This is a genomic window from Mesorhizobium sp. f-mel, assembly GCF_053850215.1.
In genome coordinates, this window is sequence record NZ_JBSPTO010000001.1 from 673,754 (window position 1) to 699,574 (window position 25,821).

Consider the following 25,821-nt stretch of genomic DNA (forward strand, 5'->3'; position numbering starts at 1 on the left):
CCGAGTGCTGGTTAGTCGAGTGCCGGTTATTCCAAGAGAATGTTCGCGGTGGCCATGTCGGTGACAAAATGTGTCGCATATCCGCCGCCGAGCCCAGCCCTGATCGCCCCCATCTTGCGGGCGCCGCCGGCGGCGCAGATACGGACGGGCACCGCTTTCAGTTCATCGAGCGTGATGCCGACGGTGCGTCCGTCGAGCGGAGTTGCGAAAGGGGCGCCTCGAGCGTCGATGAACCGCCCGATGATGACCCCGAGCGCTCCCCGCTCGATCATACCTGCAAGTGCGTCGGCATCCGATATCCCGGCTCGGGCATAGGTGCTCTCCGGCCCTATATCGCCGATCCCGAAGATGACCTTGCCGGCGGCACGGATCATACGGAACTGGTTGACGAGCATCGGCTCCTGCATGAGTTCGTCGTGCAGTTCGTCGGTGGAAACGATCGCCGGGGCAAGCAGGTTGATGCAGCGGGCTCCGAGCCGATTGGCCATCAGCGAGGTGCAGAATTCCGGCGAGAAATCGCTGGTGCCGATCGAGCTTCCCGAGAGCTGGACGACGGTGAGGTTCCGGTCATGCCGTAATCGTGGAATCGAGCGGGCGGCAGCGAGCACCGTTTTTCCCCAGGCGACGCCGATCGTGTCACCCGGATCGACCATGGATGCGAGCAACCGTCCTGCCGCTTCGCCGATGCGGCGGTCGGCATCGTTTGGATCGAGGTCGGGGATAACCGCCGCGCCGCGAAGGCCGTATTTTTCCATGAGGCGCCGCGAGGTCAACGTGCGGGCAAAAGCGTCGTGATCGACCTGCACGGCGACAAGTCCGCTTTCGCGTGCCTCCTGCAGATAGTTTACCACGCTCGCCCTGGAGACATTCATGACCTTCGCCACATCGCTCTGGTTGAGCTGGTCGACATAGTAGAGCCAGGCAGCCCACGCCACCGCGCTGTCGAATTCGGGCGGCAGTGCCGAGAGCCCAGATGTTCGGACCACGTCGATGTCGGCGTTGGCATTCATGTCCCTTTTTCCGCAGGTTTGCAGAACGAAGTCAAGCGTTGCGGCCAGATGCTTGACAAAAGACAGTGATAGGTGACTATTGTTCGATGGCGTAGCGCGCCTGTGTCTGGACTAGAGAGTTGCCCCCACAAGAGGACGCCATGACGAATCCGGCAGCCGGATCCTGGACGACTTTAATCGACGACATTTTGGACGGGAACTGGACCAGCCCGGAGACCGGGAAAAAGGCCGTGGTGCCTTATGATCGGATCGTCATCGAAGAAAGCCTCGACGGGCGGGCGGCCGATCTCGTTTCGGAGCTCGGTCTGGGTGAGCGGTTCACCGTCGTCGCGGATGCCGCGACCTATGATGCGCTTGGCGAACGCGTTGCGCGCGAACTGAAGACGCTCGGCCCTGTCGATGTCCTGATATTGGACCACCCGCATGCCGACATGGCCAACGTCGAAAGCCTGGCCGTCAAACTCGCGGATGCGGATGCCGTGGTCGCGGTCGGTTCCGGCACGATCAACGATCTCTGCAAGTTCGTCACCGGAAGGAACGAACGGCGCTATTGCGTGTTCGGGACGGCCGGTTCGATGAACGGCTACACATCGACGACCGCGTCCATCACACTTGAAAGCGGCCTGAAGGTATCGCTCCCTTCCCACGCGCCATCAGGCTTTTTCGTCGACCTTGGCGTCTCCGCTGCCGCCCCGACCTATCTGTCAGCGGCGGGGTTCGGTGACTGCCTTTGCCGCTCGGTCGCCCAGATCGACTGGTGGATGTCGCACCGTCTGCTTGGCACTGCCTACCATCAGGTCCCGTTTCTCATCCAGGAAAAGGATGAGGCGGCGCTCAACGAGCGTGCGGCAAAGCTTGCCGAACACGACATCGAGGCCAATGGCTATCTCTATCGCGTGCTGACGCTCTGCGGCCTCGGAATTTCCTTCACCGGCGTCTCCAATCACGGTTCCATGGGCGAGCATCAGATATCGCACTACATAGACTGCTTCGCCGGCGAGCGTCACCCCGGTACGCTCCACGGCACCCAGGTCGGCGTCGCTTCGCTCACCATGGCGCGATTGCAGCAAGCAATGCTTGCTAGCGACAAGCCGCCGGTAGTGAAGGCGACGAAGATCGATCCTGACGACATGGTCCGCCGCATGAGCCCGGCTGTCGCCGCACAATGTCTCGACGAACTGAAGAAGAAGGCCTTCGACGAGAATGCCGCCGCCGCATTCAACGAGCGGCTGCAGGAGCTCTGGCCGACACTCAGGCAGGAGCTCAAGCAATTCATGGTGCCTGTCGACGAGATGCAGCGCCTGTTGAAATCCACCGGCGGGCCGATCTCAGCCGCCGAATTGGGCACGCCACCCGATTTCTACCGCGAAGCCGTCGTTCATTGCCGGGAGATGCGCAATCGCTTCTCGTTCCTCGACATTGCTGCGGATGCAGGAATGCTGGAGGATTTTGCGCGTGGGGAAGCTTGACGGGATGCGCGACCTCGCCGAATTCGGACCCGAAGCTGCGTCGCGCATTCGCGGCGTCTTCTGCGATATCGACGACACCTTGACGACCGAGGGTCGTCTTCCAGCCGACGCCTACCGTGCGCTCGAAAGTCTGCACGAGGCGGGCCTTGTCGTTGCTCCCATTACCGGGAGACCGGCAGGCTGGTGCGACATGATTGCCCGGTTCTGGCCGGTGACCGGCGTGGTCGGCGAAAATGGCGCTTTTTACTTCGCTTATGATCAGGCAACGCGAAAGATGATCCGGGTTTTCGCCGCGAGCGCTGAGGAACGCCGGGAAAACAGGCGCAGACTCACGGAACTGGAAAAGCGTATTGTCCAGGAAGTGCCGGGTTCGGCCGTATCCGCCGACCAGCAATATCGCGAAGCCGATCTGGCCATCGACTTTTGCGAAGATGTTCCAGCTCTGCCGATCTCCGACGCCATGCACATCAAGCAGATTTTCGAGCAAGCCGGCGCTGTCGCCAAGATTTCGTCGATCCATGTGAATGGCTGGTTTGGCCAATACGACAAGCTGTCGATGACGCGCCGCTTTGCGAGCGAGAGGCTGGGAACCGATCTCGATGCCGAAAGGCAGGCCTACGCGTTCGTCGGAGACAGTCCGAACGACGCTCCGATGTTCGGTTTTTTTCCGAGCTCGTTCGGGGTCGCGAATGTCATGGACTTCCAGGGACAAATCGACGCCGAACCCGCTTTCGTCGCCAGGTCGCGGGGTGGACGCGGCTTCGTCGAGGTTGCCGATATGATCCTGGCAAACCGGAGGTCGGGGGTGGTCTGATCGGCCGGCGCGAAATGTGCCGCCCGCAAACGATGCAAAGGATGCTGCAGGCGATGGAACCGAACCAGGGACGGCTTAGGAAAGATTCGATGCCATTCTGCTTTCAGAGGAAAGCGAGCGCGATGCACCAGGCAACATCGCACAGCACCTTTGGTTGCTACCGCAATCCCGGCCGGTGGATGTCAGAGCGAACTCCCCGTCTCCTGGTCGGTGATGAGGCCGGTGAAGAATCCCTTTTCCAGGAGCTTGGCCATGATGCCGACCTTATTCTTTCCGCCGGAAACAAGGATGCGTTTGGGAATATTCATTGTGTCGAGAGGGTAAACCCCGACAATGCGTTCATTGACGGGATGGTCGATGAGCTCGGCGTTCCGGTCGAAGAAATAGCCGAGAAAGTTCCCGATCGGTTTCATTCTGAGGATATCGTCGAATTCCTCGTCGGTCATATAACCGACGCTCCGAAGCGTCGAGCTGGTTGTGCCGCCGACGCTCATCAGCGCAAGGTCGGCGTTCAGTGCCTTCTGGATAACCTCGCGCGCGCTCGGTTGCTGCAGGATCGTCTCGCGGCTGTCGCGGCTGTCGCAGATGATGGGTCCGGGGAGATAATAGGATTCGGCTTGGGTGCGCTGGGCAAAGACGGCGGCGGCGTCGTATTTGTCGATCGACGACCGGCGCGACAGAGAGCCGAGAAGCGGTACGACGGTAACGTTCCTGAGGGCCACCGGTTCGATGTTGGAGGCGAGCCATCTCATGGTTCGGCCCCACGCCATGGCGACCGTCATGTCGTCCCTGAGCAGCGTCTCGACGGTCTGCGCGGCATAGATGCCGATCACTTCGGAGAGCCCGAGCTCCGACCCGGTATCGTTCGGTGTGACGCTGCATATGTCGAGCCGGTACTTCCGCCTGAGCTGTTCTTCCATTTCGAGCGCCTGGGACGTCCCGGCGTTGATACGGATCGAGACGATGCCGCGCTCCTTCGCCTCGGCCAGCAACCTGTGGATCTTGGTGCGGTTGATCTGCAGCCGCTCGGCGATGGCCTGCTGCGTTTCGCCCAACACGAAATACTGATGGGCTACCCGTGCCAGGAGACCGATCGACGTCATGAGGGTCCTCCGATGCTGGTGGCGCACCCATCCGAATGCCGCTGTAGCCGGCCAACAAGTGCTTGCCACAGACAGGACGACAATATAGCATTTGAACAAATGCACAAGATATGAACATTTGTGCATCGCAAAACGAAGCGGTTCGGGAGGAACGCGTGCGGGTTGCCCAAGCCAGACGTTTCGTCGTTTCGGATCACCCGCTGCCCTGGCTGCTGCCGCTGGTGGCGATCCTGCTTGTCTTCACGGTCTACCCCCTGGTCTACAACATCTGGCTGAGCTTCCATGAGTTCGTCCCGCGCCGACGGGCGCTCGAATTCGTCGGAACGGAAAACTGGGTGCAGCTCTGGAACGACACGCGGTTCTGGCAGTCGCTCGTCATCACCTTCACCTATTTCGCCATCGCACTGGTCTTTGAACTGGTGCTCGGCATGGCGATCGCGCTGCTCCTCGACAGCGACGGCTTCGGTTTCGGATTCTTGCGAGGCGTCCTGACAATGACGCTTGTCATCCCGCCGGCCATCGTCGGCATGATGTATCTGCTGATGGAGGACCCGCAGTTCGGGGTGATCAGCTACCTCCTGCAGTCGATCGGCCTGCTCAATCCGAACAACCCTATCCTCGCCACGGCGTCGACCGCGCTAGCCGGCGTTCTCGTCGCGGAAATCTGGCAGTGGACGCCGTTCATGGTCCTCATCTTCCTTGCCGGTCTCAGGGCGCTGCCGCCGGAGCCTTACGAGGCCGCGATGATCGACGGCGCGTCGTCGTTCCAGATTTTCCGGCGCATCACCCTGCCGATGATGTCGAAGGTGATCGCAATCGCCGTGCTGGTCCGCGGCATCGATCTCTTCCGCGTCTTCGATTATGTCTTCGTCATGACGTCCGGCGGTCCGGGAGCGTCGACCTACTCGCTGTCCCTCTATGCATGGCAGCAGACGTTCAGCTTCGTAAAATGGGGCTATGGAGCCACGCTCAGTCTCGTCACCCTGGTGATCATCCTCGTCATTGCCAATCTCTTCATCCGTATCGCCAAGGTGAGATGGTAAAATGAACGGCTCCTTCTCAACGCGCATGTTTCGCACCATCGCCGCCTGGGTTGTGGTCGCAGTCTTCTTCTTTCCGATCTACTACTGGACGTCGGTGGCGTTCAAACACGGCAATGACATCTTCAACCGGCCGCCGAAACTGATCGCCTTCACGCCGACCTTCGACAATTTCCAGAAGGTGTTCGGGATTTCGCTGGGCAGCGGCGGCATCACCGTGACGCCGGGCGGCGGCAACTTCTACATGGCGCCCCGCGTCTGGGATTCGATCGTGATCGCGACGCTGTCGACCGTGCTCGCCGTTGCCATCGCCACGCTTGCCGCCTATGCCCTATCGCGAATGAACTTCCGCGGCCGGCACAGTTTTGTCGGATGGGTGTTGTCGACGCGCATGATGCCACCCGTCGCGGTCGCGGTTCCGATGTTCTTCATCTACAAGAATTTCGGTCTCATCGACACCTATACCGGCATGGTGCTGATCCACGCGCTGATGAACCTGCCGCTCGCCGTCCTACTGATGAAGAGCTTCTTCGACGACATTCCCTCGGAGATCGACGAGAGCGCCATTGTCGATGGCGCCAGCCGCTTCATGATCTTCCGGCGGATCGTGCTGCCGATGGCCAAGGGCGGCATCGCCGCCACGGCGGTCCTCTGCTTCATCTTCAGCTGGACCGAATTCCTGTTTGCGCTGACCCTGACCACCACGTCTGTCAAGACCGTGCCTGTCGTCTCGTCGACCTTCGTCACCTCGATCGGCACCGCTTGGGGCAACATGGCCGCGCTTGGCGCCGCATCCATCATTCCCGCTTTCATCTTCATTCTATTGGTTCAAAAGCACCTCGTGCGCGGTCTCACGATGGGATCGTTGAAACAATAGATGGGAGGCTCGAATTCGCAGCCTTGTGAAAATCGCGAATTAAACCGGAGGAGTAGACAATGAAAGACAGCATCAGAAAGGCGCATCTTGCCTCTGTCACCGATCGCTTCGTTCGCGGACAGATGGACCGGCGCTCGTTTCTTCGCGCAGCAAGCATTCTCGGCCTCGGCGCCGGCGCGCTCGGCATGGGCCTGGGACGACGTCCGTTCTACGGCATCAGCCAAGCATCGGCTCAGGAACAGGAACTGAAGCCCAGCGCCGAAATCACCAAGTGGCTCTCGGATGTCGGCAAGCCCTTTGCCGGAACGACCCTTCGTCTCGCCACCGAATCGACGCCGCCGTCGAATGCCATCGCCACGCAGCTCAAGCAGTATTTCGAGGAGGCTACCGGCATCAAGGTCGAGATCGAAGTTCTGCCGCTCGAGCAGGTGCTGCAGAAGCTGACGCTCGACGTGGCGTCGAGCCTCGGCACTTACGACCTCTACTATATCGACCAGAGCTGGGCGGCGAGCTTCAGCCAGGACGTCTTCGATCCGCGCGAGCAGCTCAAGAACGCTGATCTCGCAATGCCGAACTACAACATCGACGACTTCCTGAAGCCGCTCGTCGACGGTATCGCCATGTACGAGGACCGCATGGTCGGCGTGCCCTATGACATCCCGATCTTCATCATGCAGTACCGCAAGGACGTCTGGGACGAGCTCAAGCTGCCGCCTCCGGCCACGCTGGACGATTTGCTGAAGGCGTCTGCGGCGATCACCGACGCCAAGGGCCCGAACATGTACGGCACCAGCGGCCAGATGAAATCGGGCCATTACAGCCTCGAATGCGATTGGACGGCGTGGCTTTGGGGCCATGGCGGTTCGATTTTCGGCCCCGACGGCAAATTCACAGGCAATGACGAAGCTGGCTTGGCCGCCATGGCCTACTGGGACAAGCTCAAGGCGACGATGCCGCCCGGCGTCGACGGCTGGACATGGGATGGCGAGGGCCAGTCGGTCGGCCAGGGCGTCGCCGCCTCGATGCTGTCTTGGGGCGAATTCTTCCCGTTCTTCGACGATCCCAAGGCTTCCAAGGTCTCCGGTCTGATGGAAGCGATGGTTCCACCGAAACCTGCCGCCACGCTACGCACGGTCGAACAGACCGGATTCGGCGAAATTCCAGGCGTTGGTCACCAGGGCGGTTCTTCGCTCGCGGTGTCGAAATACTCGAAGAGCCCAGACGCTGCCTGGATTTTCATGCAGTGGGCGACCTCAGCCGATACCCAGGCGCTGATAACCGTTCTTGGCGGCGGTACGGGGCCAACGCGCACCAGCGTCTATGATGATCCGCGCGTGCTGGCCAATGCGCGTGTCGGCGCCGGCACGACCCGCCATTTGCCGGTCGTGCGCGACACCATCGCCAACTACATGGGATCCGAGCCCGACCTGCCGGCGTGGGCAGAACTCTCGAGCGATATGATCCCGGTTGCGCTGGGCAAATACTTCGCCGGCCAGTCGGGCTCGGCCAAGGAGTCGCTCGACGCCCTGAAAACCCAGGTCGACGATCTCGTCGCCAAGGGCTGAGTGTTCCGGGGTGGCGGCCTTGGGCCGCCACCCCGGGTATCGACAATTCCCATGAGGAAAAACAATGGCTGGAAAACAGCTCGTAGCAGTGACAGGAGCCAGTTCTGGTATCGGCGAAGCGGTCGCCAAGGTGTTTTCGCGCGCCGGCCATCCTGTTCTCATGATGGCCCGCCGTCTGGAGCGCATGGAGGCGCTGAACCTGCCTGACAGTATGGCCCGGCAGGTTGATGTCCGGGACCGCGCCGCAATTGCGGCCGCCGTGAAGGAGGCGGAAGCCGAATACGGACCGGTCGACATGCTCTTTGCCAATGCCGGGATCGCGCGTCTTGCCGATATAGGCCGCCAGCCGCCCGAGGAATGGGACGAGATGATCGACATCAACACGAAGGGCGTGCTGAATTCGGTCCACGCTGTGATGGCGGGCATGATGGCGCGCCGTCATGGAACGCTGTTCATGATGAGTTCGATCGCTGGCCGGAAGGTCTATCCGGATCATACGGTTTACTGCGGGACGAAATTCTTCGTTCACGCCGTGTCGGAGTCGCTGCGCGACTATCTTTCCGACTATGACGTCCGCGTGGTCGTGCTTTCGCCCGGGGTGATCGAAACCGAAGTTCTGAGCGGCGTCCTCGATCCGCAGACGCTCGCCAACTACAAGGCCAACAAGCTCAAGATCGGTGGCGGGATCGGGCCCGAGCACGTGGCTGACCTCATGCTGCACACCTACCAGATGCCGCAGAACGCCCTCGTGCAGGAAATCGTCATCACGCCGACAAGGCAGAAATACTGACGACCCGAATCCGGGCTTCTGGAGAGAGCGAATGGCTACCGTAGAATATAGGAACATCGCCAAGAATTTCGGGCATGTCGAGGTGATGAAGGACGTCTCCTTCGGCATTGCCGACCGCGAATTCGTCGTGCTTCTTGGGCCCTCGGGCTGCGGAAAGACCACGCTCCTGCGCATGACAGCAGGGCTCGAGAGCGTGACCAACGGCGATCTGTTGATCGGCGACAGGCGGGTCAATGACGTTCACCCGCGCGATCGCGATATCGCGATGGTGTTCCAGAACTACGCGCTTTATCCGACAATGAAGGTGTTCGACAATATCGGCTTCAGTCTCGAAGTGGCGAAAGTGCCAAAGGCGGAGATCAGGAAGAAGGTCGAATGGGCGGCGGAAATCCTGAATCTCACGCCCTACCTCGGGCGCTATCCCAAGGAACTGTCGGGTGGCCAGCGCCAGCGCGTCGCCATGGGCCGCGCCATGGTGCGGAATGCCGCCGTCTTCCTTTTCGACGAACCGCTCTCCAATCTCGACGCGAAGCTGCGCACGCATATGCGCGTGGAAATCCGCCAACTCCACAATCGTCTCGGCACGACCACGATCTACGTCACCCATGACCAGATCGAGGCGATGACGATGGCTGACAAGATCGTGCTGATGCACGCCGGCAGGATCATGCAGATCGGCACGCCCGACGAGGTCTATGAGCGCCCGAACTCGAAATATGCCGCTGATTTCATCGGCTCGCCGTCGATGAATTTCATCGCTGGCGCTGTCGAGACCGCGGGCGGCAGTCCTCGCTTCGTCGCCGAAGGCGTGTCGATCGGCCTCTCACCGGAGATCAAGGCGAAGCCAGGCCAAAAGGTCATCATGGGCGTCCGGCCGCACGATCTCGGCATTTCGGATGCGGGTGAGATCAAGGGCGAGGTCGTGCTGTCCGAAACGACCGGCGCGGATGTTCAGATCCATTTGCGCGTGGCGGGATATGACGCTGTCGCCGTGGTGCCGCGTGACGAGCGCCGCAACGCCGGCGCCGCGATCAATCTTTCGGTACTGCCGGGCAAGGTGCACCTCTTCGATGCGGCCACGGAACTGCGTGTCGCCTGAGGAGATCAGCGATAAGGCGTCGATGTGACCCGGCAGCGTGCGCGCTGCCTCAGCCCTTTAGGCGGAGATAGTCAGCCAAGGCCACTGCGTTGTTATGCATATCGTCCTGGGCGCCGTAGAGCAGCGTCACCCGGCCATTGTCGAGGAGGGCGCGCAATTGGCCGACCGCGTCGCTGTTCCTGTCGAGCTCGCCGCGATATCGCTGCTGGAATTCCATCCAGCGCGTCGGCTCGTGGCCGAACCATTTGCGCAATTCATCGCTTGGCGCGACGGTCTTCAGCCATAGCGTCAGCGCGGCGTCTTCTTTGCGGACGCCGCGCGGCCATACGCGGTCTATGAGCACCCGCTGGCCGTCGCCAGGCGAGGGCGGCTCGTAGATGCGCTTGACCTTGATATCGAGTTTCATTGCCAACTCCGGGGTTGATCGCCATGACGGTTTGTTGGCGGCTCCTTACGCCCACTCGCCCTTACGCATAACCGGCACGCGGCTGCCGTCCTTGCCGACGCCGTCGATGTCGATCCTGTCCGAACCGATCATCCAGTCGATATGGATGAAGCTCTTGTTGCCGCCACGCGTCCTGATCTCCTCCTGGCTAAGCGAGGCGCCATCGACGAAGCACTTCGAATAGCACTGGCCGAGCGCGATGTGGCAGGCGGCGTTCTCGTCGAACAGCGTGTTGAAGAACAGCAGGCCGCTCGCCGAGATCGGCGAGGAATGCGGCACCAGCGCGACCTCGCCGAGCCGGCGCGCACCCTCGTCGGTGTCGAGCACCTTCTTCAGCACGTCCTCGCCCTTCGAAGCCTTTGCCTCGACGATCCTGCCTTCCTCGAAGCGCACCGAGATCTCGTCGATCAGCGTGCCTTGGTAAGACAACGGCTTGGTCGAGGAGACATGCCCCTCGACGCGCCTGGCATGCGGCGTGGTGAAGACCTCCTCGGTCGGGATGTTTGGGTTGCAGGTGATACCGTTCCTGGCGGTCGAAGCGCCGCCCATCCATTCATGGCCGTCCGCCAGCCCGACGGTGAGATCAGTTCCCGGCCCGGTAAAATGCAGCGCTTGGAAATTATGGCCGTTCAGCCATTCGGTGCGGCTGCGAAGAGCCGCATTGTGCGCCGTCCAGTTGCCGATCGGATCCTCCACATCCACCCGCGAGGCGGCAAAGATCGCGTCGGCGAGTTTTGCCACGGCGACGTCGTCGGTATCGCCCGGAAACACCTGCTTGGCCCAGGCGAGGTCGGGATAGGCGACGATGTTCCAGTTGATGTCGAAGCCGGTGATCTTTTCCAACGCCGGCTGATAGGCGATGGAATTCGCCTTGTTGGCACGCGCTACTTTGGTCGGATCCTGTGCCGACAGCAGCGAGGGGTCCTCGCCGCGCACGGCAAGCCGCGCCGCATTGTTGGCGAAGGCCTTCGCCATCCCCTCATAGAGCCACCCGGCGGCGTGGTCGAAACCGGCATCGGCCCCGTAGCGGAAGCGCGCCAGCGTCATCTCGTCGTCATTGAAAATGGGCGTCACCAGGCCGGCGCCGGCTCTGTAGGCATGCTCGACGATCCGTCGCGTCAAAGGCAGCGCTGCGATCGACGATGTCAGTACCAGATCCTGCCCCGGCTGCAATTGCAGTCCAACCTTGATGGCGACTTCGGCCAGCCTATCGAGCTTCACCGGGTCGATCGTTGCGGAAACGCCGCGCGAATGTGTGGTCATGATCCTGCCTGTCGCGATGTGGGGTCTGGTTCCTACATAGATCGCTGCCCCTGAGCTTTCCACCGCGATTGCACGGGGCAGGTTCAGTTAGCGCTGGTGTGCGACCCGAATTGCGCCATCGTTGCCGCTGTTTCCTCGCGGATCCAGATCTTGAAATCCCTGACCTTGCGGCTTTCGGTCTTGGCGGCGGAGGTCACCAGCCAGTAGCCCAGCCCGCTTTTGGCGCGGACTCCGAAGGGCGCGACAAGGCGGCCGTCGGCAAGCGCGTCGGCGGCCAGCAATTGCCAGCCGAGCATGACGCCGTGACCGGCGATCGCCGATTCCAAGCAAAGCATCGGGTCGGTGAAGCGCGCGCCTTTGAGGAAGGTGACCGGCTTTACCCCGGCGGCCTCAAACCAGCTTTCCCAAGTGATCATCGACCTTTCGTCGGTGAACGCGCACGTCAAGGCGAGGTCTTCGATCGATTTCAGTTTGTTGGCGATCACCGGGGCGCAGACCGGGAAGACCTCCTGCGCCAGCAGGAGTTCCGCGCGCCCGCCCGGCCATTTGCCGTCGCCAAGGCGGATGGCGATGTCGATATCGGAGCGGTCGAGATCGGCGATCCGCACTGAGGCGTCGATGCGCAAAAGCACGTCCGGATGCCGGGCGAAGTGGCGTGACAGTCTTTGTAACAGCCACTTCGACGCAAAGGCCGGCGCCACCGAAACCACCAGCGTGCATTGCGATGCCTTGTCGGCGAGCGCTATCGCCTGGGCGAGTTCGCGAAACCCTGCCCCGAGCCGGGCGGCGAAGACGGCGCCGAATTCGGTTAGCACGAGACCACTTGCCGTTCGCTCGAACAGCGCCTGGCCGAGTTGCTCTTCCGTCCGCTTGACCTGCTGGCTGACGGCACTGGCGGACACGTTGAGTTCGCTCGCCGCAGCCGAAAGCGATCCCAGACGGGCGACGGTTTCCACGGCGCGCAGGCCGTTGAGGTGGACGCGGTTCAGCATGGCCATACAGTTTTTCTAAACCGACACGATTGAAATCTCAATTGAAAACATACGGCGGAAGGGCAGATTTTAAGGAAATAGCCAGACCTATCGAGGAAAATCCGATGAAGATTTTATCATTGTTCAGGGGCTTTTTCGTTGCCGGCGCGCGGCAAAGCCGGTCGCATGAAAGTGAGACCACCCGATGGGCGACCGATCCGCTGTCGCATCCTGTGCTCGACACCATGTCGGAGCGCGAACTCGCTGACGTGCCGTTCAGGCTGACGGCCCGGCGCACTGCCTACGAGACGGGCATCACAGGTCGCCTGCGGCTAATGAAACAGATTTAGCGGTCCGGCCCTCTGCGGCGGACACTTGCCAACAGCCGTTGCGAGCCGTCCTGGCCCAACACAAGCGGATTGTTTGACAGGCTCGTGCACCTATTGTGCACTGCAATGAAAGCCGCCTTGCCATCCCCTTTGCGTCTCGCCTTCGCCGGCATGATTGCCCTGGCCGTTGCCATGGGCATCGGACGCTTCGTCTACACGCCGATCCTGCCCGGCATGATGGAGCAACTAGGCCTGTCGCCGGCGGATGCCGGCTGGATCGCATCCGCCAACTATCTCGGCTATCTCATTGGTGCACTTGCGGCCGTCGGCGGCTGGGTGCACGGTCGTGAGCGCCTGCTGATGCTGGCTGGTCTTGCCGCCACCGCAGTCCTCACCGGGCTGATGGGTCTGGCCGAAACGATGGCGGCTTTTCTCGTCATCCGGTTTCTTGCCGGTCTGGCTAGCGCTTTTGTCTTGGTGTTCATGTCCAGCATCGTTTTCGGCCATCTGGCCGCGGCCGGCCGAAACGACCTGCAGGCGCTGCATTTCGGCGGCGTCGGTCTCGGCATAGCGGCGTCCTCGGCGCTGATGGCAATCCTCGTCACCGCACAAGCCGGTTGGCCGGCGGGCTGGTTCTGGTCCGCCGTGATCTCAGCCGGCGCTTTTGCCCTCGTGGCACTGCTGGTCGGCAGCACTGCGACCGCCAACGGCGCCGATGGTCGCGAACCGGCGCTGCCGAAGGATCGGTCGCTGGTGAAGATCATTGTCGCCTATGGGCTGTTCGGCTTCGGCTATATCGTGACGGCGACCTTTCTGGTCGCCATCGTCCGGCAGGGCGGCGGAAGCCGCGTCTTCGAAGCCATGGTCTGGATGGTCACCGGCCTTGCCGGGATACCCTCGGTCTGGCTTTGGCAGAAGATCGCCGGAAAGCTCGGGCTCTACCAGGCTTATGCCTTCGGGTGCCTCGTCGAGGTGGTCGGCGTCACCGCGAGCGTCGCCGTCGGCGGACACATTGGGCCGCTGCTCGGCGGGTTTCTGCTTGGCGGGACCTTCATCGCCATCACCGCGCTCGGCCTGCAGACCGGAAGGCAGTTGGCCCCGCAAGCGCCACGCCGGGTCCTAGCGTTGATGACGGCCTCGTTCGGCCTCGGTCAGATCATCGGTCCGATCGTTGCCGGGCTGCTTGCGCAAGCCTCGGGCGACTTCTTCCTCGCATCGATCATGGCCGCCGCCGTCCTGCTTGTCTCAGGCGCGATCACCTGGTCGGCTGCGCCAAAATCGCCATGATTGTGGTCTTGCTCGGGGCCGGGCACCGCGCACCGGCCATTTTCATTCCGATCGATGTGTGACCTTATGCCCGCTGAACAGCAACGCCGCTGATTTGCGCATCGACCGAGGATTTCCCCACCGTGTTCGTATCCTTCTTCCCGCAGCCGAAGCTGTTCTTCATTTCGGCCGTCGCATGGAGCCTTCTGCTCGTCATCCTGTGGTTCTTGGGCGGCGAACACCTTGGCACGATGCTTGGCATGCCGCCGGTCGATCCGCAGGCGCCTATCATAAGCCCATTGAGATTCCTGGTGCCGTCATTCCTCTGGTTTTACGGGTACTTTTTCGCGGGTATCGCCTTATTTTATCTTTTCTGGGCGGTGTATGCCCCACATCCTTGGCAAAACTGGTCGATCCTTGGCTCCGGCCTGGTCATTTTCGTCACCAATTTCATTGTGCAGATAAGCGTGGCGCTAAATGATTGGCGTGGCATGTTTTACGACATGGTGCAGAAGGCGCTTACCACGCCTGGATCCGTTACGCCGGCCGAGCTTTACTACGGAGTGTGGCAGTTCCTGTCTTTGGCTCTGGTTTATATGAGCATTGCCGTTCTGAATGTTTTCTTCGTCAGGCATTATGTCTTCCGCTGGCGCACGGCGATGAACGATTACTTTACCGCTTATTGGCCGAGGCTGCGCCATATCGAAGGGGCGTCGCAGCGCGTTCAGGACGACACGATGCGGTTCTCCGGCACGATGCAGGGGCTGGGTGTTAACTTCATCGATTCGGTTATGACCCTAATCGCGTTCCTACCCTTGCTGGCATCTCTTTCCGTTCACGTTCAAACTCTCCCCATAGTTGGAGCAATCCCTTATCCGCTGGTCATCGCGGCGATCGCTTGGTCGCTGTTCGGCACCAGCTTGCTAGCCGTGGTCGGCATCAAGCTACCCGGGCTGGAATTTCGTAATCAGCGTGTTGAAGCCGCTCTGCGCAAGGAGCTTGTCCTTGGTGAGGACGATACGGCACGAGCTCAGCCACCAACGCTGGCTGAGCTTTTCAGAAATGTTCGGAAGAACTACTTCACGTTATACGCTCATTATGTCTACTTCGACATGGTTCGCTATCTATATCTCCAAGTTGACAACGTTTTTGCTACCCTCATTCTTGTTCCGACCTTAGCTATTGGTAAGATAACCTTTGGGATTTTTCAGCAAATTGTCACCGCGTTTTCCCAAGTCGCCAGTTCGTTCCAATATCTCGTGAATTCCTGGCCGACCATCGTCGAGCTGATATCCATCTACAAGCGCCTGCGCGCGTTCGAGGCGACGCTTGAAGGGGCGCCGCTACCGGAAATCGACCAGGACTATTTGGAGCGAGAGCGAGCCGGCTTGCGCCCTGAAGATCAGCCGGTAAGTTGAGGAGTAGCGGGCGGCGAGCGCTTCCGGTTCAGCCGCCCACCGACACCCGCTTTTCGCTGTCACGTCGCCGTGAAATAAAGTCGCGATAGCTGATGCACTCGACATCGGGCTTTGTGCAGACCTCGCCGGCGAAGCGCTCCAGCGCATTCCAGTAGGCGCCGTCATTCATCAGCGTGAAGTGGAAGCCGAGTTCCAGCGGAATGCGTTTTCCCTGGTATTGGGCGTCGAAGGCGGCGTGAAAGGCGTCATAGGTCCGTTTGGCGAATTCGTCGGCCTTGCTCGGCCGCTCGAAGCCGCCGGAATGCCTGACATAGAGATTGTAATCCATCGCGATCACCCGCCTTGTGTCGGGACCTTCCGGAATTTGCGGCAGCGAAAAGCGCGTGATGCCGCTCACGGTACGCGGTCGGGCGGGGCCGCGCGCCACACCGCTCGCGTCGAACAGATAGCCCGCCTTTGGCAGCGCCTCGTAGAGCGCCTTGTTCGCCGACAGATAAGGCGCGCGAAAGCCGACCGCCTTACGCGCGATCTTGCGCCAGCCTGCGGGTTCTGGCGCAATGCCGTTGATCGAATAGGCGTTTTCGAGAATGCGCTTGAACGAACCGAACTCGCTCAGCCAGTCGGCCTTGCTCCAGTCCTTGCCGTCGAAATGGCCGCAAGCGTGGCTGCCGATGTCATGACCTTCCGAGACGGCGAGGTCTATCTGCTCGAGCCGGTCAGCGACTTCCTGTTTCGAGGCGGCGAAGCCGATATTGGATTTGCCTGATGTCTTGCCGGGCGCCGTGTATTCCTTGCGCGTCTCCGGCGAGAGCAAGAAGACGCAGGACACGAAATAGGTGAAATGGGCGCCGGTGCGTGCGGCCAGCGCGCGGCTACGCTTCCATTGCGAAATATCGCGGGCGCTGTCGAACGAGATGATGACGGCCTGCTTCGGCTTTACCGGCGCTGGCGGATCGGCGACAGCAGCGTCCGCCGCAGCAAGCGACACGATCGAGAACGCAACAACGCGGGACAAACGAGGCATCGATCTCTGATCTGGATTGTGAGGAGGGTTCGAGCACCAGCTATCGGCGAAATGTGGCGCGGGTGCGGTCGCCCTTTTCAGTCGTCCTTTACATCGCCTGTCCGGCGACTAGCCGATTTTCCGGTCGAACCCCTTCCATGCCGACAAAATTTCGCTAAAACGCGGGGCTCATGTACCCCCTTCAGGGGCAGGAATGGTTTTGATCCATGTCGGACGACAGTTTTATCCGCGAAGTCAACGAAGAGATGCGTCGCGATCAGGCGCATGCACTATGGGACCGTTTTGGCCCTGCCTTGCTTGCGCTCGCGATACTGGTGGTGGTTGGCACCGCCGCCTTTGTCGGCTATCGCTATTGGGACGAGACCCGCGCCAATCGCTCGGGCGACGCCTTCTCGCAGGCGCTGAAGCTTGCCAATGAGGGCAAGAGCGACGAAGCGCTGGCAGCCCTCGCTGAGCTGGAGAAGGATGGCTACGGCGCCTATCCGTTGCTCGCCCGCATGCGCGCGGCAACTGTCAAGGCGGATAAGGGCGATGCCGCCGCCGCCGTCAAGGACTTCGACGAGGTCGCCGCCGACACGGACATCCCCGCCGGCCTTCGCGACATGGCGCGCCTCAGGGCAGCATTGCTGCTCGTCGACCACGGTTCGTTCGCCGATGTCTCGAGCCGCGTCGAAGCGCTCACAGCCGATACCAACCCGCTGCGCCACACGGCGCGCGAAGCGCTCGGCCTTGCCGCCTGGAAGGAAGGCAAGGCGACGGACGCACTGAAACTGTTCGACCAGATCGCCTCGGATGACAGCGCCCCGCGCAACGCGCGCGAGCGGGCGACGTTGATGTCCGAGCTGATCCGTGGGTCGGGCGGCGTGTCGTAATGCATGTCACCCAAAAGTGTGTAGCGGTTTTGGGACGACGACATGCATGGCAGATGTAGGGGCGCATGACGTTCAAAGTCGCCATCATCGGCCGGCCTAACGTCGGCAAATCGACCCTTTTCAATCGGCTGGTGGGAAGGAAGCTGGCGCTTGTCGACGACACGCCAGGCGTCACCCGTGACCGTCGCGTCCATGCCGCCAAGCTCTACGATCTGCATTTCGACGTCATCGATACTGCCGGCTTCGAGGATGCTGCTGCTTCGACGCTGCCGGGCCGCATGCGCGCCCAGACCGAGATCGCCATCCGCGAAGCCGACCTGATCTTTTTCACGATCGATGCCAAGTCCGGGCTGATGCCTGACGACAAGACCTTCGCCGAAATCGTTCGCAAGTCCGGCAAGCCGGTTGTCGTCGTCGCCAACAAGGCCGAGGCGCGCGGCGCCCAGGGCGGCATGCTGGAGGCGTGGGAACTCGGCCTTGGCGAGCCGATCCCGGTCTCGGCCGAACACGGCCAGGGCCTGCCCGATTTGCGCGATGCGGTGATCGCCGCACTGGGCGAGGCGCGCGCCTTCGGCGAAGAAGAAGAGGTTGCGGACGAGGAGACCGCTGCTAGCGAGGTGCTGATCGGCGAGGACATCACCGATCCGGATGCCGAGCCGAGCTATGACGAAACCAAGCCGATGCGCATCGCCGTCGTCGGTCGCCCGAATGCCGGCAAGTCGACGCTGATTAACGCATTGATTGGCGAGGAGCGGCTCTTGACCGGGCCGGAAGCCGGCATCACCCGCGATTCCATCTCCGTCGACTGGGACTGGCATGGCCGCCGCCTCAAACTGTTCGACACCGCCGGCATGCGCCGCAAGGCCAGGATCCACGAAAAGCTGGAAGTGATGTCGGTGCAGGACGGCTTGCGCGCCATCCGCTTTGCCGAGATCGTCATCATCGTGCTCGACGCCACCATTCCCTTCGAGAAGCAGGATCTGCAGATCGCCGACCTGATCATCCGCGAGGGCCGCGCACCGGTGATCGCCTTCAACAAATGGGATATGATCGACCATCCCCAGGAACTCCTGGCGGAACTGCGCGAGAAGACCGAGCGGCTGTTGCCGCAGGCGCGCGGCATGCAGGCGGTGCCGGTCTCGGCCGAGACCGGGCGCGGCCTCGACAAGCTGATGGATGCCGTCATCAGAACGCACAGAGTGTGGAACAGCCGCGTCTCGACCGGCAAGCTCAACCGCTGGCTGGAAGGCATCCTGGCGCATCATCCGCCACCCGCCGTGGCAGGCCGCCGGCTGAAGATCAAATATGTCACCCAGGCCAAGACGCGCCCGCCGGGCTTCGTCGTGTCCTGCTCACGGCCGGACGCGATGCCGCAATCCTATGTCCGCTATCTCTCGAACAGTCTGCGCGAAGCCTTCGACATGCCAGGCGTGCCGATCCGCATCGCCTTGCGCACCTCGGAAAATCCGTTCGCCACCAAGGCGAAAAAACGCCGCTGAGCGCTGCGTCTTCTGGGCGCCAGCATCAGGCTACGCTTCGCAGGCGGCTCGCAGCGGCGCTTTAATGGGCGGTGTAGGCTCCGTCCACCAGATGGTAGCTCCCAGTGATAAAGCTGGCCTGATCGGACAAGAGGAAGCACACAAGAGCCGCTACCTCTTCCGGTTTGCCGCGTCTGCCCATCGGTTGAAGGGCTGCCATGCGCCGCGTGGCTAATGCCTCCACTTGCTCCGATAGAAGGGGCGTTTCGATCCAGCCGGGGCCGACGACATTGATGCGGATGCCCATCCTCGCATATTCAATCGCCGCAACCTTGGTGAGTCCAACGACCCCGTGTTTCGCTGCCGTGTATGCAGACGCAGTCGGCAAGCCGACGGAACCGAGAATCGAGGACATGTTCACGATGGCGCCTCCGCCTCGATCCAGCATGGCGGCGATTTCGTACTTCATGCTGTAGAAAACGCCATTTAGATTGACGTTTATCAGCTGGTGCCAGTTGTCGAGCGGATAGTCTGCCGTCGCTTTTCGAACGCCGTCGATGCCTGCATTGTTTACCGCCATATCCAGTCCGCCGCATTTCTGGACAGTGAACTCGATCAGCTTTTCGACGGCAGCCGCATCCGTGACATCGACCGCAAAGTCGTGGGCCCTGCCTCCTTGCAAGCTTATTTCGGCGGCTCTGCAGCGCGCGGCCTCGGCATCAAGGTCGGCGACAACAACCTCGGCTCCTTCTTGCGCGAGTTGCCGTGAAACAGCCGCTCCTATTCCGGAGCCTGCGCCGGTCACAATCGCGACTTTACCATGGAAGTCAGGCTTCATCGTCTCTGTCCTATGCCCATTGTGACATAACCGAACAGAGGCAGACGATTATCGCAAGAAGTTTCGATCCAATTCGCTTGTCAATCCTGTGAATTCATTTTGCCACCACACAGCGAGACTTGGCCCGCAGGCCTTGGAATGGTAGAGACGAGGGGGGCGGTAGATCGACCAGTTTCCTAGCAGGTAGAAATGGAAGAACACCACATTGCGCGCCGGGGGCTCGTGCTGGGTACTCTGGCTCTGATCGTCTCCGGATGTACGTCGACGTTTCGACAGGTGACGGAGCCGATTTCATCCGCGTTCGGACCAAGAAGTGGCCTCAGTCCTCGATTCCGACGGCAGCATGTGCGGTACGACGGAAACGAGCCGCCTGGAACGATCGTCGTCGATACTTCGCAACGTTTTCTCTATGCCGTCGAGACCGACGGGTGGGCGACGCGCTACGGCGTCGGCGTCGGCGAGCAGGGACTTTCGTTCAAGGGTACAGCGACCGTCGCCCGCAAGGCGGACTGGCCGTCGTGGACACCCACCACCAACATGATGAGGCGCAAGCCGCGCTTGGTGAAGTATGCAGGGGGGGTCCCTGGCGGACCAAACAACCCGCTTGGTGCGCGTGCCCTTTATCTCTATCGCAACGGGCGCGACACGCACTTCCGGATACATGGTACAAACGAGCCATGGACGATAGGCACAGCGGTATCGAACGGTTGCATCCGTTTGCTCAATGACGACATCATTGACCTCTACGACCGTACTCCTTTGGGCACGACGGTGGTGGTTGTTTGATGGTGGGCGGGCCTCATCTCCGTTGGATGGTGCGCTCTGCCGGCACGTCACCGCAAAGCTGTCGCCTGCAACCGGACGCCGACTGTGTCATTTCTGCACTAGGCGTTGGTGTAGATCGCAGCTAACTTGGCGGGGCTGCATATAATTTTTTATTTGTGGCGATTCTATTGGCTGTTCCGCCCCCGGGGAAAGGATTGCTTGATGAACAGAATGTTGATTGTAATGGTTGCCACCCTCGCCGTTACCAGCCTGAGCGGCTGCGCGAACGTGATCGGTAAAGGAAAGGGGAAGGCTCCTCCGCCGGAACCCGCTGCCGTAGAAGAGCCCGTGATTAAATAAGCACCGGCTTTCGGAGATTTGGGGAAGGGCCGCCAGGCCCTTCCCCATCGATATGCAGAGGCCAAGGCCGGAGTCGCAGCCTACCTGCGGTTGGCTGGCATAGGCTGGCACTAGATCTGCGGTCCTCGGAGTTATGGATGAGATGACGCTTGTGAGTGGCCGTTCAACAATTGTGGCCCTGCTCGCGCTTGTCGCCGCGTCATGTCAGTCGCAGGACAACAAGCCCCAGCCGACTTTTGTGTCCAATGATCGGGCACTTACAACCGCGGCGATGCCGGCGCGCGCGGCCCAACGGCATTTCATCGAGTTCCGATCCCGATACGCCCTTACCTACGGCCATTCCTACGTGATTTTTGGACGATTGAACCAGGCGGGACGGATGGTCAACCCCGAAGTCGCGGGGCTCGCTCCGAAGTCCGATGATCCCAATGTCTATGTTCTCGGCCATTTGGCGCCCGTGCCAGCCTCGACCGGGTGGACGGACGGCGACCTGGAAGATGCCTACCGGTCGGCAAGCTGGCGCGTTTTACTTACCGAAGCCGAATACAGGAAAGTCGTCGCGAGCATACGAAAGTTGCAGGCCAGTTCTCCGCTTTGGCACGCCTCGCTCTACAACTGCAACGCATTCGTAGCGGACATCGCCAGATCCATGGGGTATAAGACCCCCGGTACCTGGCTGCGGCCGCAACAATTCATAACCAAGCTTCGGGAGATGAACGGGGGTTGAAATGCGACTGGCAAAACCGCTTTCGCGTCTCATTGCCCGGTTAAGTCCGAAAGGAACGCGCTCTGAATGTCTATCGGTCGACAATTCGGACGGTGACATCGTTGCGACGGCTTGCCGTGGTCCCAGATCAAGAAAAGGCTCCGGTGACCTGAAGTGAGCATTGCTGTAGCCTCACTTGGCGAGATCATATGGGTGATCGGCATCGTTGCTTGGTACGTGATCCGGTATCCCTTCGAGCGCCGGGCAAGGCGCGTTCGAATTGTAGCTGGCGGCCGCTCAAGTTCCGACACTGTCGGGCTTGCATCGGCTCTCCTTGGCCTCGCGATTCTGCCTGGCTTCTATGTCGCCACCGGCATCCCCGCGGCTGCTGACCATCCGGCCAGCGCGTGGTCCGTGGCGCTCGGAACCATCATCTTCTGCTCTGCGCTGTGGATTTTTCGTCTATCCCACAAGGAACTTGGCCGTAACTGGTCGATTACGCTCGAGATTCGCGAACGGCATGAACTGGTCAGCGCCGGGCCATATGCCTTGGTCCGTCACCCGATGTACACCTCGTTCCTGCTTATGGGGCTCGGCCAGGCCTTTCTGCTGCCGAACTGGGTTGCGGGCATATCCGGTTTGATCGGTTTCGCAGTGCTTTTCCTGCTGAGAGTGGATAAGGAAGAGCGTATGATGCTGGAGAATTTCGGCTCGCAATACCGTGCCTATATGGAAAAGACCAAGCGAATAGTCCCTTATCTTTACTAGAGGTCTTTTGATGCGAGGCCGAGCCCTCAAGCTTTCGGCGCCCCGGCGCCTTGTTGGCGATCTGATGAGGTTTTCGATCGGCGTGCCACGGGTCGCGGTGCAGCGTCAGATGAACCTCGGCCCACTCGTAAGGGCTAGAATGGCGCAGCAGACCAGGCCCTCATGGACCGCGATCTTCCTGAAGGGATATGCGCTTCTCGCCCTGGAGATGCCGGAGCTGCGGCGCGCCTATGTCAAGTTGCCCTGGCCGCAGCTTTACGAGTATCCGGCAAGCGTAGCCTCGATTGCCCACGAGCGCGAATATGATGGCGAGCCGGCCGTTCTGCTGAGCCGCGTCAAGTGCCCGGAGCGCTACTCTATCACGCAACTTGAGGAATCCATCCACGCGGCTCGATCACGGCCGATCCTCGAGGTTCCGGAGTTCCGGCGTGCCTTGCGGATGGCAGGTGCGCCCGCGCCAGTCCGGTGGCTGCTTATGTGGCTAGGGTTGAACATCGGCCGGCAAAGGGCAAATTACTTCGGTACCTTCCAACTGTCCGTCTATTCTGGTCTCGGTGCGGAATCACTCAACCCGCTGACACCATTGACCACGCTTCTAAACTACGGTCCGATCGAAAAAGACGGATCGGTGACTGTCCGCATCCACTACGATCACCGGGTCATGGATGGAGCGAACGTCGCACGAGCACTGGAGAGATTCGAAAAGATTCTGAACGGCACTGTCGCCAATGAAGTGATGCTGCTCGGTCAAAGTGTTGCTGCTCCTGCAAGACAGAGGAACGCGACATGATTTCGCACAATGAATTCCGGCCAGCCGTCGTCGTGATTGGCGGCTCGGGTGGAATTGGCCGGGCAATTGCGAGCGTCGCTGCACGGGAGCGCGGTGCGGTTGTGCTGGTTGCCCGCTCGCCCGAGGGTTTGGCCGCCGCGGCGGCTGAGGTTCGGGAGGGGGGTGGCGAGGCATTCACGCTCGAGTTGGATCTCGTGGCAGGCGATGCGCCAACGCGCCTAGAGGACTTTCTGTCCGCACACGGCCTGGTCTGTGATGTCCTGGTCAACAGCGCCGGCTATGGCCTGCGGGGCGCGGCGACGGCCCTGCCTATTGATGGTCAACTCGGCATCATCGATCTCAACATACATTCCCTCACAGAACTGACCCTCCATTTTCTGCCGGGAATGGTGGCGCGCCGACGGGGTGGGGTGCTCAATCTCAGTTCTGTCGCCGGGTTCATTCCCGGGCCTTATATGGCTCTGTACTTCGCTAGCAAAGGTTTCGTGCGCTTCTTCTCAGAGGCGCTTCATCAGGAGTTGCGCCGAACCGGCGTGACGGTCACATGCGTGGCACCGGGCCCGGTGTCGACGGAGTTTCTCGCAAGGTCAGGCGCCTATCAGACGGTGCTCTTCAACATCTTGCCCAAGGTGGATCCGGAGTATGTGGCCGAGCGTGCCTGGCGAGGGTTCAAATCCGGCCGTCGCCTCGTCGTACCGGGAATCTCGGCCAAGTTGGCCGCCCTTGCGGCGGCGCTCCTGCCTTCCGCAGCGATGCTGCCCCTGGTTGGCCGGCTGCAACGCGGCGGCAATGATCCATGTCCTTGCGGTTCAGATATGAAGTTCAAGAAATGCTGCGGTACCCGCCAGATCCAGCTACGCCGCGGGCCTCGAGGAATTATCCCCTGACCATCCTGGCGCATCATCCGCCGCCCGCAGTGGCGGGGCGCCGGCTGAACATCAAAATATGTCACGCAGGCCAAGACTCGCCCGCCAGGCTTCGTCGTGTCCTGCTCACGGCCGGACGCGATGCCGCAATCTTATGTCCGCTATCTCTCGAACAGCCTGCGCGAAGCCTTCGACATGCCAGGTGTGCCGATCCGCATCGCCTTGCGCACCTCGGAAAATCCGTTCGCCGGTAAGGCGAAAAAACGCCGCTGAGCGCTGTCTCGTCCTCAAGCCACGTTCTTCAGCTTTCATGCCTCGCATTTTCGGGCTTGTCGTCATCTCGTCGTGACCGGCGTCTGGCTGGCTGCAGCTTATTGCGCGCTGATCGCCTGGCCGATCTTTCTTCGGCCCGAACATGGCCGCAAAAGCGCCTGCCTTCAGATCGACAGGGGGATCGACAGGGAAAACACGATCCAACCTGTTAACGCCCCATCAAGGTTAATGCATCATTGTGCCTCTCCAGTGGGGTCAGTTGCGTTTCTGGAGAGTCCCGTGCATCGACGTGTTCTGAAGCGGCTTGTCGCTGTCGCCGGTGAGAAAAAACGTTCCTTTCTGTCTCCACTGGTCATTGGACTTGGCATCTGGGTCGGCTTTCCCAATGTCATTGCCTATCAGGACATGACGAGCCTGATTTCGGGCCTCAAGGCGCCAAATGCCCGCTGGAACGCCTATGTCGAGAAATCCGTCGCCGGCTCGGTCCATGCCGCCGAAATGCCTTTCCTCGATTCCGACACCACCGGCTCGATCTCCGGTTCCGGCGTGCGGTTGCCCGGCGTCGGCGCCGTGTCGTTTCGCGGCAAGAGCAGCGTGGTCAGCACGACGCCCGACGAGGACCGCATCATGCGCGCCGACAAGAAGGGCCGCATCATCATCGTCTCGCCGGTCGCGCCGCCGAAGAACTTCAACGCCGGCTCGATTTTCGAGCGCACCTCCTCGCTGCTTCGCCCGAGCATGGACAGCGGCCTGAAGATGGCTTTCGCCAAGCCCGAGATCAAAGGCAAGGAAATCCAGATTGCCGCCGCGTTTCATAGGCGCGTCGACAAGAAGCCGGATCCTGGGGTGCCGGCCATGCTGGCCGCACTGGTCAACAACGACCGCGCCGACGTCCTGGCGACCGCCTACGCAGCGGCCGCGCCCGACTATGCGCAGGCTTCGCCCTTCGAGGCCTTGCTTAAGGACGAGAAGCCGAACGATGGCCGTTTCATTCCGCCGGTGGCCAAGGGCGATCATTCGTGGATGCAAACTCCGCTGCCGGCGAGCGTCTTCTCCAAGCCGGAACAGACTTGCCTCGCCAACGGCATCTATTTCGAGGCGCGCGGTGAATCCGTGCGCGGCCAAGCCGCCGTCGCCCAGGTCATCCTCAATCGCGTTCGCAATCCGGCCTATCCGAACTCGATCTGCGGCGTCGTCTATCAGAACGACAAATGGTTCAACCGTTGCCAGTTTTCCTTCGCTTGCGACGGCAGGAAGAAGCGCATCCAGAGCCCCTCCCACTACAAGACCGCCCAGGATATCGCCATGGCGGTCACTGCCGGCAAGATCTTCATCCCGGAAGTCGGATCGTCGACCCATTACTACGCCAACTACGTCAACCCGGGTTGGGCGCGAACGATGAAAAAAATGACCAAGATCGGCCTGCATATCTTTTACCGCACCTATGGCGGCGGCTGGAGCTGAGCGCTCCGGCAAGGCCCTGGGTGCGGCCGATCGAAGACCCGTTGCCGGAGGGATTCGGTCGCGGCACGCCAACGACGGTAGCGGGCACGATGTCGCACCCTGGCAAGCGATTGATTTAAATAGGGAAAATACTTAAGGCCGAAGTCCCGCCCGTGGCT

The 25,821-nt window shown here is 61.0% G+C and carries 26 protein-coding genes and 1 pseudogene; 20 read left to right on the forward strand and 7 right to left on the reverse strand.

The genetic code is table 11. From position 1 onward, the window contains the following. Window positions 1-26 precede the first annotated feature (26 nt). On the reverse strand, window positions 27-1,010 hold the full coding sequence (locus ACWUKX_RS03075; protein ID WP_456003716.1) for a sugar-binding transcriptional regulator: 984 nt from the start codon (window positions 1,008-1,010) through the stop codon (window positions 27-29). 140 nt (window positions 1,011-1,150) lie between these two features. Between ACWUKX_RS03075 and ACWUKX_RS03080 the strand changes: the two genes are divergently transcribed. Continuing rightward, window positions 1,151-2,479, forward strand: a complete 1,329-nt coding sequence (locus ACWUKX_RS03080; RefSeq protein ID WP_456003719.1) for a sn-glycerol-1-phosphate dehydrogenase — start codon at window positions 1,151-1,153, stop codon at window positions 2,477-2,479. Between the two features lie 4 nt (window positions 2,480-2,483). After that, window positions 2,484-3,293 carry an HAD-IIB family hydrolase gene (locus tag ACWUKX_RS03085; protein WP_456004090.1) on the forward strand — a complete coding sequence of 270 codons (810 nt, stop codon included), beginning with the start codon at window positions 2,484-2,486 and terminating at the stop codon, window positions 3,291-3,293. 182 nt (window positions 3,294-3,475) lie between these two features. Here ACWUKX_RS03085 and ACWUKX_RS03090 read toward each other — a convergent pair whose 3' ends face one another. Next, entirely contained in the window at window positions 3,476-4,396 is a 921-nt protein-coding gene (locus ACWUKX_RS03090) for a sugar-binding transcriptional regulator (RefSeq protein ID WP_029355466.1), read from the reverse strand. Window positions 4,397-4,551: 155 nt separating this feature from the next. On the opposite strand from ACWUKX_RS03090, the gene ACWUKX_RS03095 reads away from it, so the two are divergent. The 5 genes from ACWUKX_RS03095 (at window position 4,552) to ACWUKX_RS03115 (ending at window position 9,767) form a co-directional block, all read left to right on the forward strand. Beyond that, entirely contained in the window at window positions 4,552-5,439 is an 888-nt protein-coding gene (locus tag ACWUKX_RS03095) for a carbohydrate ABC transporter permease (RefSeq protein WP_456003722.1), read from the forward strand. Window position 5,440: 1 nt separating this feature from the next. After that, window positions 5,441-6,313: a carbohydrate ABC transporter permease gene (locus ACWUKX_RS03100; protein ID WP_456003725.1), complete on the forward strand. Its 873-nt coding sequence runs from the start codon at window positions 5,441-5,443 to the stop codon at window positions 6,311-6,313. 59 nt (window positions 6,314-6,372) lie between these two features. Next, window positions 6,373-7,878 (forward strand): ABC transporter substrate-binding protein, encoded by a 1,506-nt coding sequence (locus ACWUKX_RS03105; protein ID WP_029355472.1) that lies wholly within the window; start codon window positions 6,373-6,375, stop codon window positions 7,876-7,878. 64 nt (window positions 7,879-7,942) lie between these two features. After that, window positions 7,943-8,668, forward strand: a complete 726-nt coding sequence (locus ACWUKX_RS03110) for an SDR family oxidoreductase (RefSeq protein ID WP_065010114.1) — start codon at window positions 7,943-7,945, stop codon at window positions 8,666-8,668. Window positions 8,669-8,699: 31 nt separating this feature from the next. Further along, window positions 8,700-9,767 carry an ABC transporter ATP-binding protein gene (locus ACWUKX_RS03115; protein WP_456003729.1) on the forward strand — a complete coding sequence of 356 codons (1,068 nt, stop codon included), beginning with the start codon at window positions 8,700-8,702 and terminating at the stop codon, window positions 9,765-9,767. Window positions 9,768-9,816: 49 nt separating this feature from the next. Here ACWUKX_RS03115 and ACWUKX_RS03120 read toward each other — a convergent pair whose 3' ends face one another. The 3 genes from ACWUKX_RS03120 to ACWUKX_RS03130 all read right to left on the reverse strand — a co-directional run bounded on the left by ACWUKX_RS03120 (window position 9,817) and on the right by ACWUKX_RS03130 (window position 12,473). After that, window positions 9,817-10,173, reverse strand: a complete 357-nt coding sequence (locus tag ACWUKX_RS03120; protein ID WP_127209595.1) for a DUF488 domain-containing protein — start codon at window positions 10,171-10,173, stop codon at window positions 9,817-9,819. Between the two features lie 45 nt (window positions 10,174-10,218). After that, window positions 10,219-11,475, reverse strand: coding sequence for an aminopeptidase (locus ACWUKX_RS03125; RefSeq protein ID WP_456003732.1), 1,257 nt, complete (start codon window positions 11,473-11,475; stop codon window positions 10,219-10,221). 83 nt (window positions 11,476-11,558) lie between these two features. Further along, complete coding sequence (locus tag ACWUKX_RS03130) at window positions 11,559-12,473, reverse strand: LysR substrate-binding domain-containing protein (RefSeq protein WP_456003735.1); 915 nt, start codon at window positions 12,471-12,473, stop codon at window positions 11,559-11,561. A 98-nt stretch (window positions 12,474-12,571) separates the two neighbouring features. Here ACWUKX_RS03130 and ACWUKX_RS03135 point away from each other — a divergent pair, with 98 nt between their 5' ends. From ACWUKX_RS03135 to sbmA, 3 genes are all read left to right on the forward strand, one after another. After that, window positions 12,572-12,796 (forward strand): hypothetical protein, encoded by a 225-nt coding sequence (locus tag ACWUKX_RS03135; protein ID WP_456003738.1) that lies wholly within the window; start codon window positions 12,572-12,574, stop codon window positions 12,794-12,796. A 150-nt stretch (window positions 12,797-12,946) separates the two neighbouring features. Beyond that, window positions 12,947-14,062, forward strand: a complete 1,116-nt coding sequence (locus tag ACWUKX_RS03140; RefSeq protein WP_456004092.1) for a YbfB/YjiJ family MFS transporter — start codon at window positions 12,947-12,949, stop codon at window positions 14,060-14,062. A 122-nt stretch (window positions 14,063-14,184) separates the two neighbouring features. Further along, a complete protein-coding gene (gene sbmA, locus ACWUKX_RS03145; protein ID WP_456003741.1) occupies window positions 14,185-15,459 on the forward strand; it encodes a peptide antibiotic transporter SbmA in 1,275 nt (424 codons plus the stop codon). A 28-nt stretch (window positions 15,460-15,487) separates the two neighbouring features. Here the strand turns inward: sbmA and ACWUKX_RS03150 are convergent, their stop codons facing one another. After that, window positions 15,488-16,483: a polysaccharide deacetylase family protein gene (locus ACWUKX_RS03150; protein ID WP_456003743.1), complete on the reverse strand. Its 996-nt coding sequence runs from the start codon at window positions 16,481-16,483 to the stop codon at window positions 15,488-15,490. Between the two features lie 206 nt (window positions 16,484-16,689). Here ACWUKX_RS03150 and ACWUKX_RS03155 point away from each other — a divergent pair, with 206 nt between their 5' ends. After that, window positions 16,690-17,355 (forward strand): tetratricopeptide repeat protein, encoded by a 666-nt coding sequence (locus tag ACWUKX_RS03155; protein ID WP_455839072.1) that lies wholly within the window; start codon window positions 16,690-16,692, stop codon window positions 17,353-17,355. A 65-nt stretch (window positions 17,356-17,420) separates the two neighbouring features. After that, the gene (gene der / locus ACWUKX_RS03160; protein WP_456003746.1) at window positions 17,421-18,854 is read left to right on the forward strand and encodes a ribosome biogenesis GTPase Der; all 1,434 of its coding nucleotides are present in this window, start codon (window positions 17,421-17,423) and stop codon (window positions 18,852-18,854) included. Window positions 18,855-18,915: 61 nt separating this feature from the next. Here der and ACWUKX_RS03165 read toward each other — a convergent pair whose 3' ends face one another. Beyond that, window positions 18,916-19,671 carry an SDR family NAD(P)-dependent oxidoreductase gene (locus ACWUKX_RS03165; protein ID WP_456003749.1) on the reverse strand — a complete coding sequence of 252 codons (756 nt, stop codon included), beginning with the start codon at window positions 19,669-19,671 and terminating at the stop codon, window positions 18,916-18,918. Window positions 19,672-19,860: 189 nt separating this feature from the next. On the opposite strand from ACWUKX_RS03165, the gene ACWUKX_RS03170 reads away from it, so the two are divergent. From ACWUKX_RS03170 to ACWUKX_RS03205, 8 genes and pseudogenes are all read left to right on the forward strand, one after another. Continuing rightward, on the forward strand, window positions 19,861-20,457 hold the full coding sequence (locus tag ACWUKX_RS03170) for a L,D-transpeptidase (RefSeq protein WP_456003752.1): 597 nt from the start codon (window positions 19,861-19,863) through the stop codon (window positions 20,455-20,457). A 201-nt stretch (window positions 20,458-20,658) separates the two neighbouring features. Next, a complete protein-coding gene (locus tag ACWUKX_RS03175) occupies window positions 20,659-20,796 on the forward strand; it encodes an ABC transporter (RefSeq protein WP_084831507.1) in 138 nt (45 codons plus the stop codon). A gap of 142 nt (window positions 20,797-20,938) precedes the next feature. Beyond that, window positions 20,939-21,523, forward strand: a complete 585-nt coding sequence (locus tag ACWUKX_RS03180) for a hypothetical protein (protein WP_456004095.1) — start codon at window positions 20,939-20,941, stop codon at window positions 21,521-21,523. Window positions 21,524-21,682: 159 nt separating this feature from the next. Beyond that, complete coding sequence (locus tag ACWUKX_RS03185) at window positions 21,683-22,270, forward strand: protein-S-isoprenylcysteine O-methyltransferase (RefSeq protein WP_456004097.1); 588 nt, start codon at window positions 21,683-21,685, stop codon at window positions 22,268-22,270. 10 nt (window positions 22,271-22,280) lie between these two features. Next, window positions 22,281-23,060 (forward strand): hypothetical protein, encoded by a 780-nt coding sequence (locus ACWUKX_RS03190; protein WP_456003755.1) that lies wholly within the window; start codon window positions 22,281-22,283, stop codon window positions 23,058-23,060. Beyond that, complete coding sequence (locus tag ACWUKX_RS03195) at window positions 23,057-23,947, forward strand: SDR family NAD(P)-dependent oxidoreductase (RefSeq protein ID WP_456003758.1); 891 nt, start codon at window positions 23,057-23,059, stop codon at window positions 23,945-23,947. Before ACWUKX_RS03190 ends, ACWUKX_RS03195 begins: the two co-directional genes overlap by 4 nt. Window positions 23,948-23,949: 2 nt before the next feature. Beyond that, window positions 23,950-24,199 (forward strand): annotated as a pseudogene (locus ACWUKX_RS03200) (ribosome biogenesis GTPase Der); the annotation flags it as partial. 279 nt (window positions 24,200-24,478) lie between these two features. Then, window positions 24,479-25,663, forward strand: a complete 1,185-nt coding sequence (locus tag ACWUKX_RS03205; protein ID WP_456003761.1) for a cell wall hydrolase — start codon at window positions 24,479-24,481, stop codon at window positions 25,661-25,663. The last annotated feature ends 158 nt before the right edge of the window (window positions 25,664-25,821 follow it).

Coding starts and splice junctions, on each gene's coding strand:
- ACWUKX_RS03125 (WP_456003732.1), bottom strand. CDS start 11,475: ATGACCACACATTCGCGCGGCGTTTCCGCAACGATCGACCCGGTGAAG.
- ACWUKX_RS03165 (WP_456003749.1), bottom strand. CDS start 19,671: ATGAAGCCTGACTTCCATGGTAAAGTCGCGATTGTGACCGGCGCAGGC.
- ACWUKX_RS03140 (WP_456004092.1), top strand. CDS start 12,947: ATGATTGCCCTGGCCGTTGCCATGGGCATCGGACGCTTCGTCTACACG.
- ACWUKX_RS03180 (WP_456004095.1), top strand. CDS start 20,939: ATGACGCTTGTGAGTGGCCGTTCAACAATTGTGGCCCTGCTCGCGCTT.
- ACWUKX_RS03150 (WP_456003743.1), bottom strand. CDS start 16,483: ATGCCTCGTTTGTCCCGCGTTGTTGCGTTCTCGATCGTGTCGCTTGCT.
- ACWUKX_RS03115 (WP_456003729.1), top strand. CDS start 8,700: ATGGCTACCGTAGAATATAGGAACATCGCCAAGAATTTCGGGCATGTC.
- ACWUKX_RS03090 (WP_029355466.1), bottom strand. CDS start 4,396: ATGACGTCGATCGGTCTCCTGGCACGGGTAGCCCATCAGTATTTCGTG.
- der (WP_456003746.1), top strand. CDS start 17,421: ATGACGTTCAAAGTCGCCATCATCGGCCGGCCTAACGTCGGCAAATCG.
- ACWUKX_RS03100 (WP_456003725.1), top strand. CDS start 5,441: ATGAACGGCTCCTTCTCAACGCGCATGTTTCGCACCATCGCCGCCTGG.
- ACWUKX_RS03110 (WP_065010114.1), top strand. CDS start 7,943: ATGGCTGGAAAACAGCTCGTAGCAGTGACAGGAGCCAGTTCTGGTATC.
- ACWUKX_RS03175 (WP_084831507.1), top strand. CDS start 20,659: ATGAACAGAATGTTGATTGTAATGGTTGCCACCCTCGCCGTTACCAGC.
- ACWUKX_RS03120 (WP_127209595.1), bottom strand. CDS start 10,173: ATGAAACTCGATATCAAGGTCAAGCGCATCTACGAGCCGCCCTCGCCT.
- ACWUKX_RS03195 (WP_456003758.1), top strand. CDS start 23,057: ATGATTTCGCACAATGAATTCCGGCCAGCCGTCGTCGTGATTGGCGGC.
- ACWUKX_RS03190 (WP_456003755.1), top strand. CDS start 22,281: ATGCGAGGCCGAGCCCTCAAGCTTTCGGCGCCCCGGCGCCTTGTTGGC.
- ACWUKX_RS03080 (WP_456003719.1), top strand. CDS start 1,151: ATGACGAATCCGGCAGCCGGATCCTGGACGACTTTAATCGACGACATT.
- ACWUKX_RS03135 (WP_456003738.1), top strand. CDS start 12,572: ATGAAGATTTTATCATTGTTCAGGGGCTTTTTCGTTGCCGGCGCGCGG.
- ACWUKX_RS03075 (WP_456003716.1), bottom strand. CDS start 1,010: ATGAATGCCAACGCCGACATCGACGTGGTCCGAACATCTGGGCTCTCG.
- ACWUKX_RS03085 (WP_456004090.1), top strand. CDS start 2,484: ATGCGCGACCTCGCCGAATTCGGACCCGAAGCTGCGTCGCGCATTCGC.
- ACWUKX_RS03130 (WP_456003735.1), bottom strand. CDS start 12,473: ATGGCCATGCTGAACCGCGTCCACCTCAACGGCCTGCGCGCCGTGGAA.
- ACWUKX_RS03155 (WP_455839072.1), top strand. CDS start 16,690: ATGTCGGACGACAGTTTTATCCGCGAAGTCAACGAAGAGATGCGTCGC.
- ACWUKX_RS03105 (WP_029355472.1), top strand. CDS start 6,373: ATGAAAGACAGCATCAGAAAGGCGCATCTTGCCTCTGTCACCGATCGC.
- ACWUKX_RS03170 (WP_456003752.1), top strand. CDS start 19,861: ATGGAAGAACACCACATTGCGCGCCGGGGGCTCGTGCTGGGTACTCTG.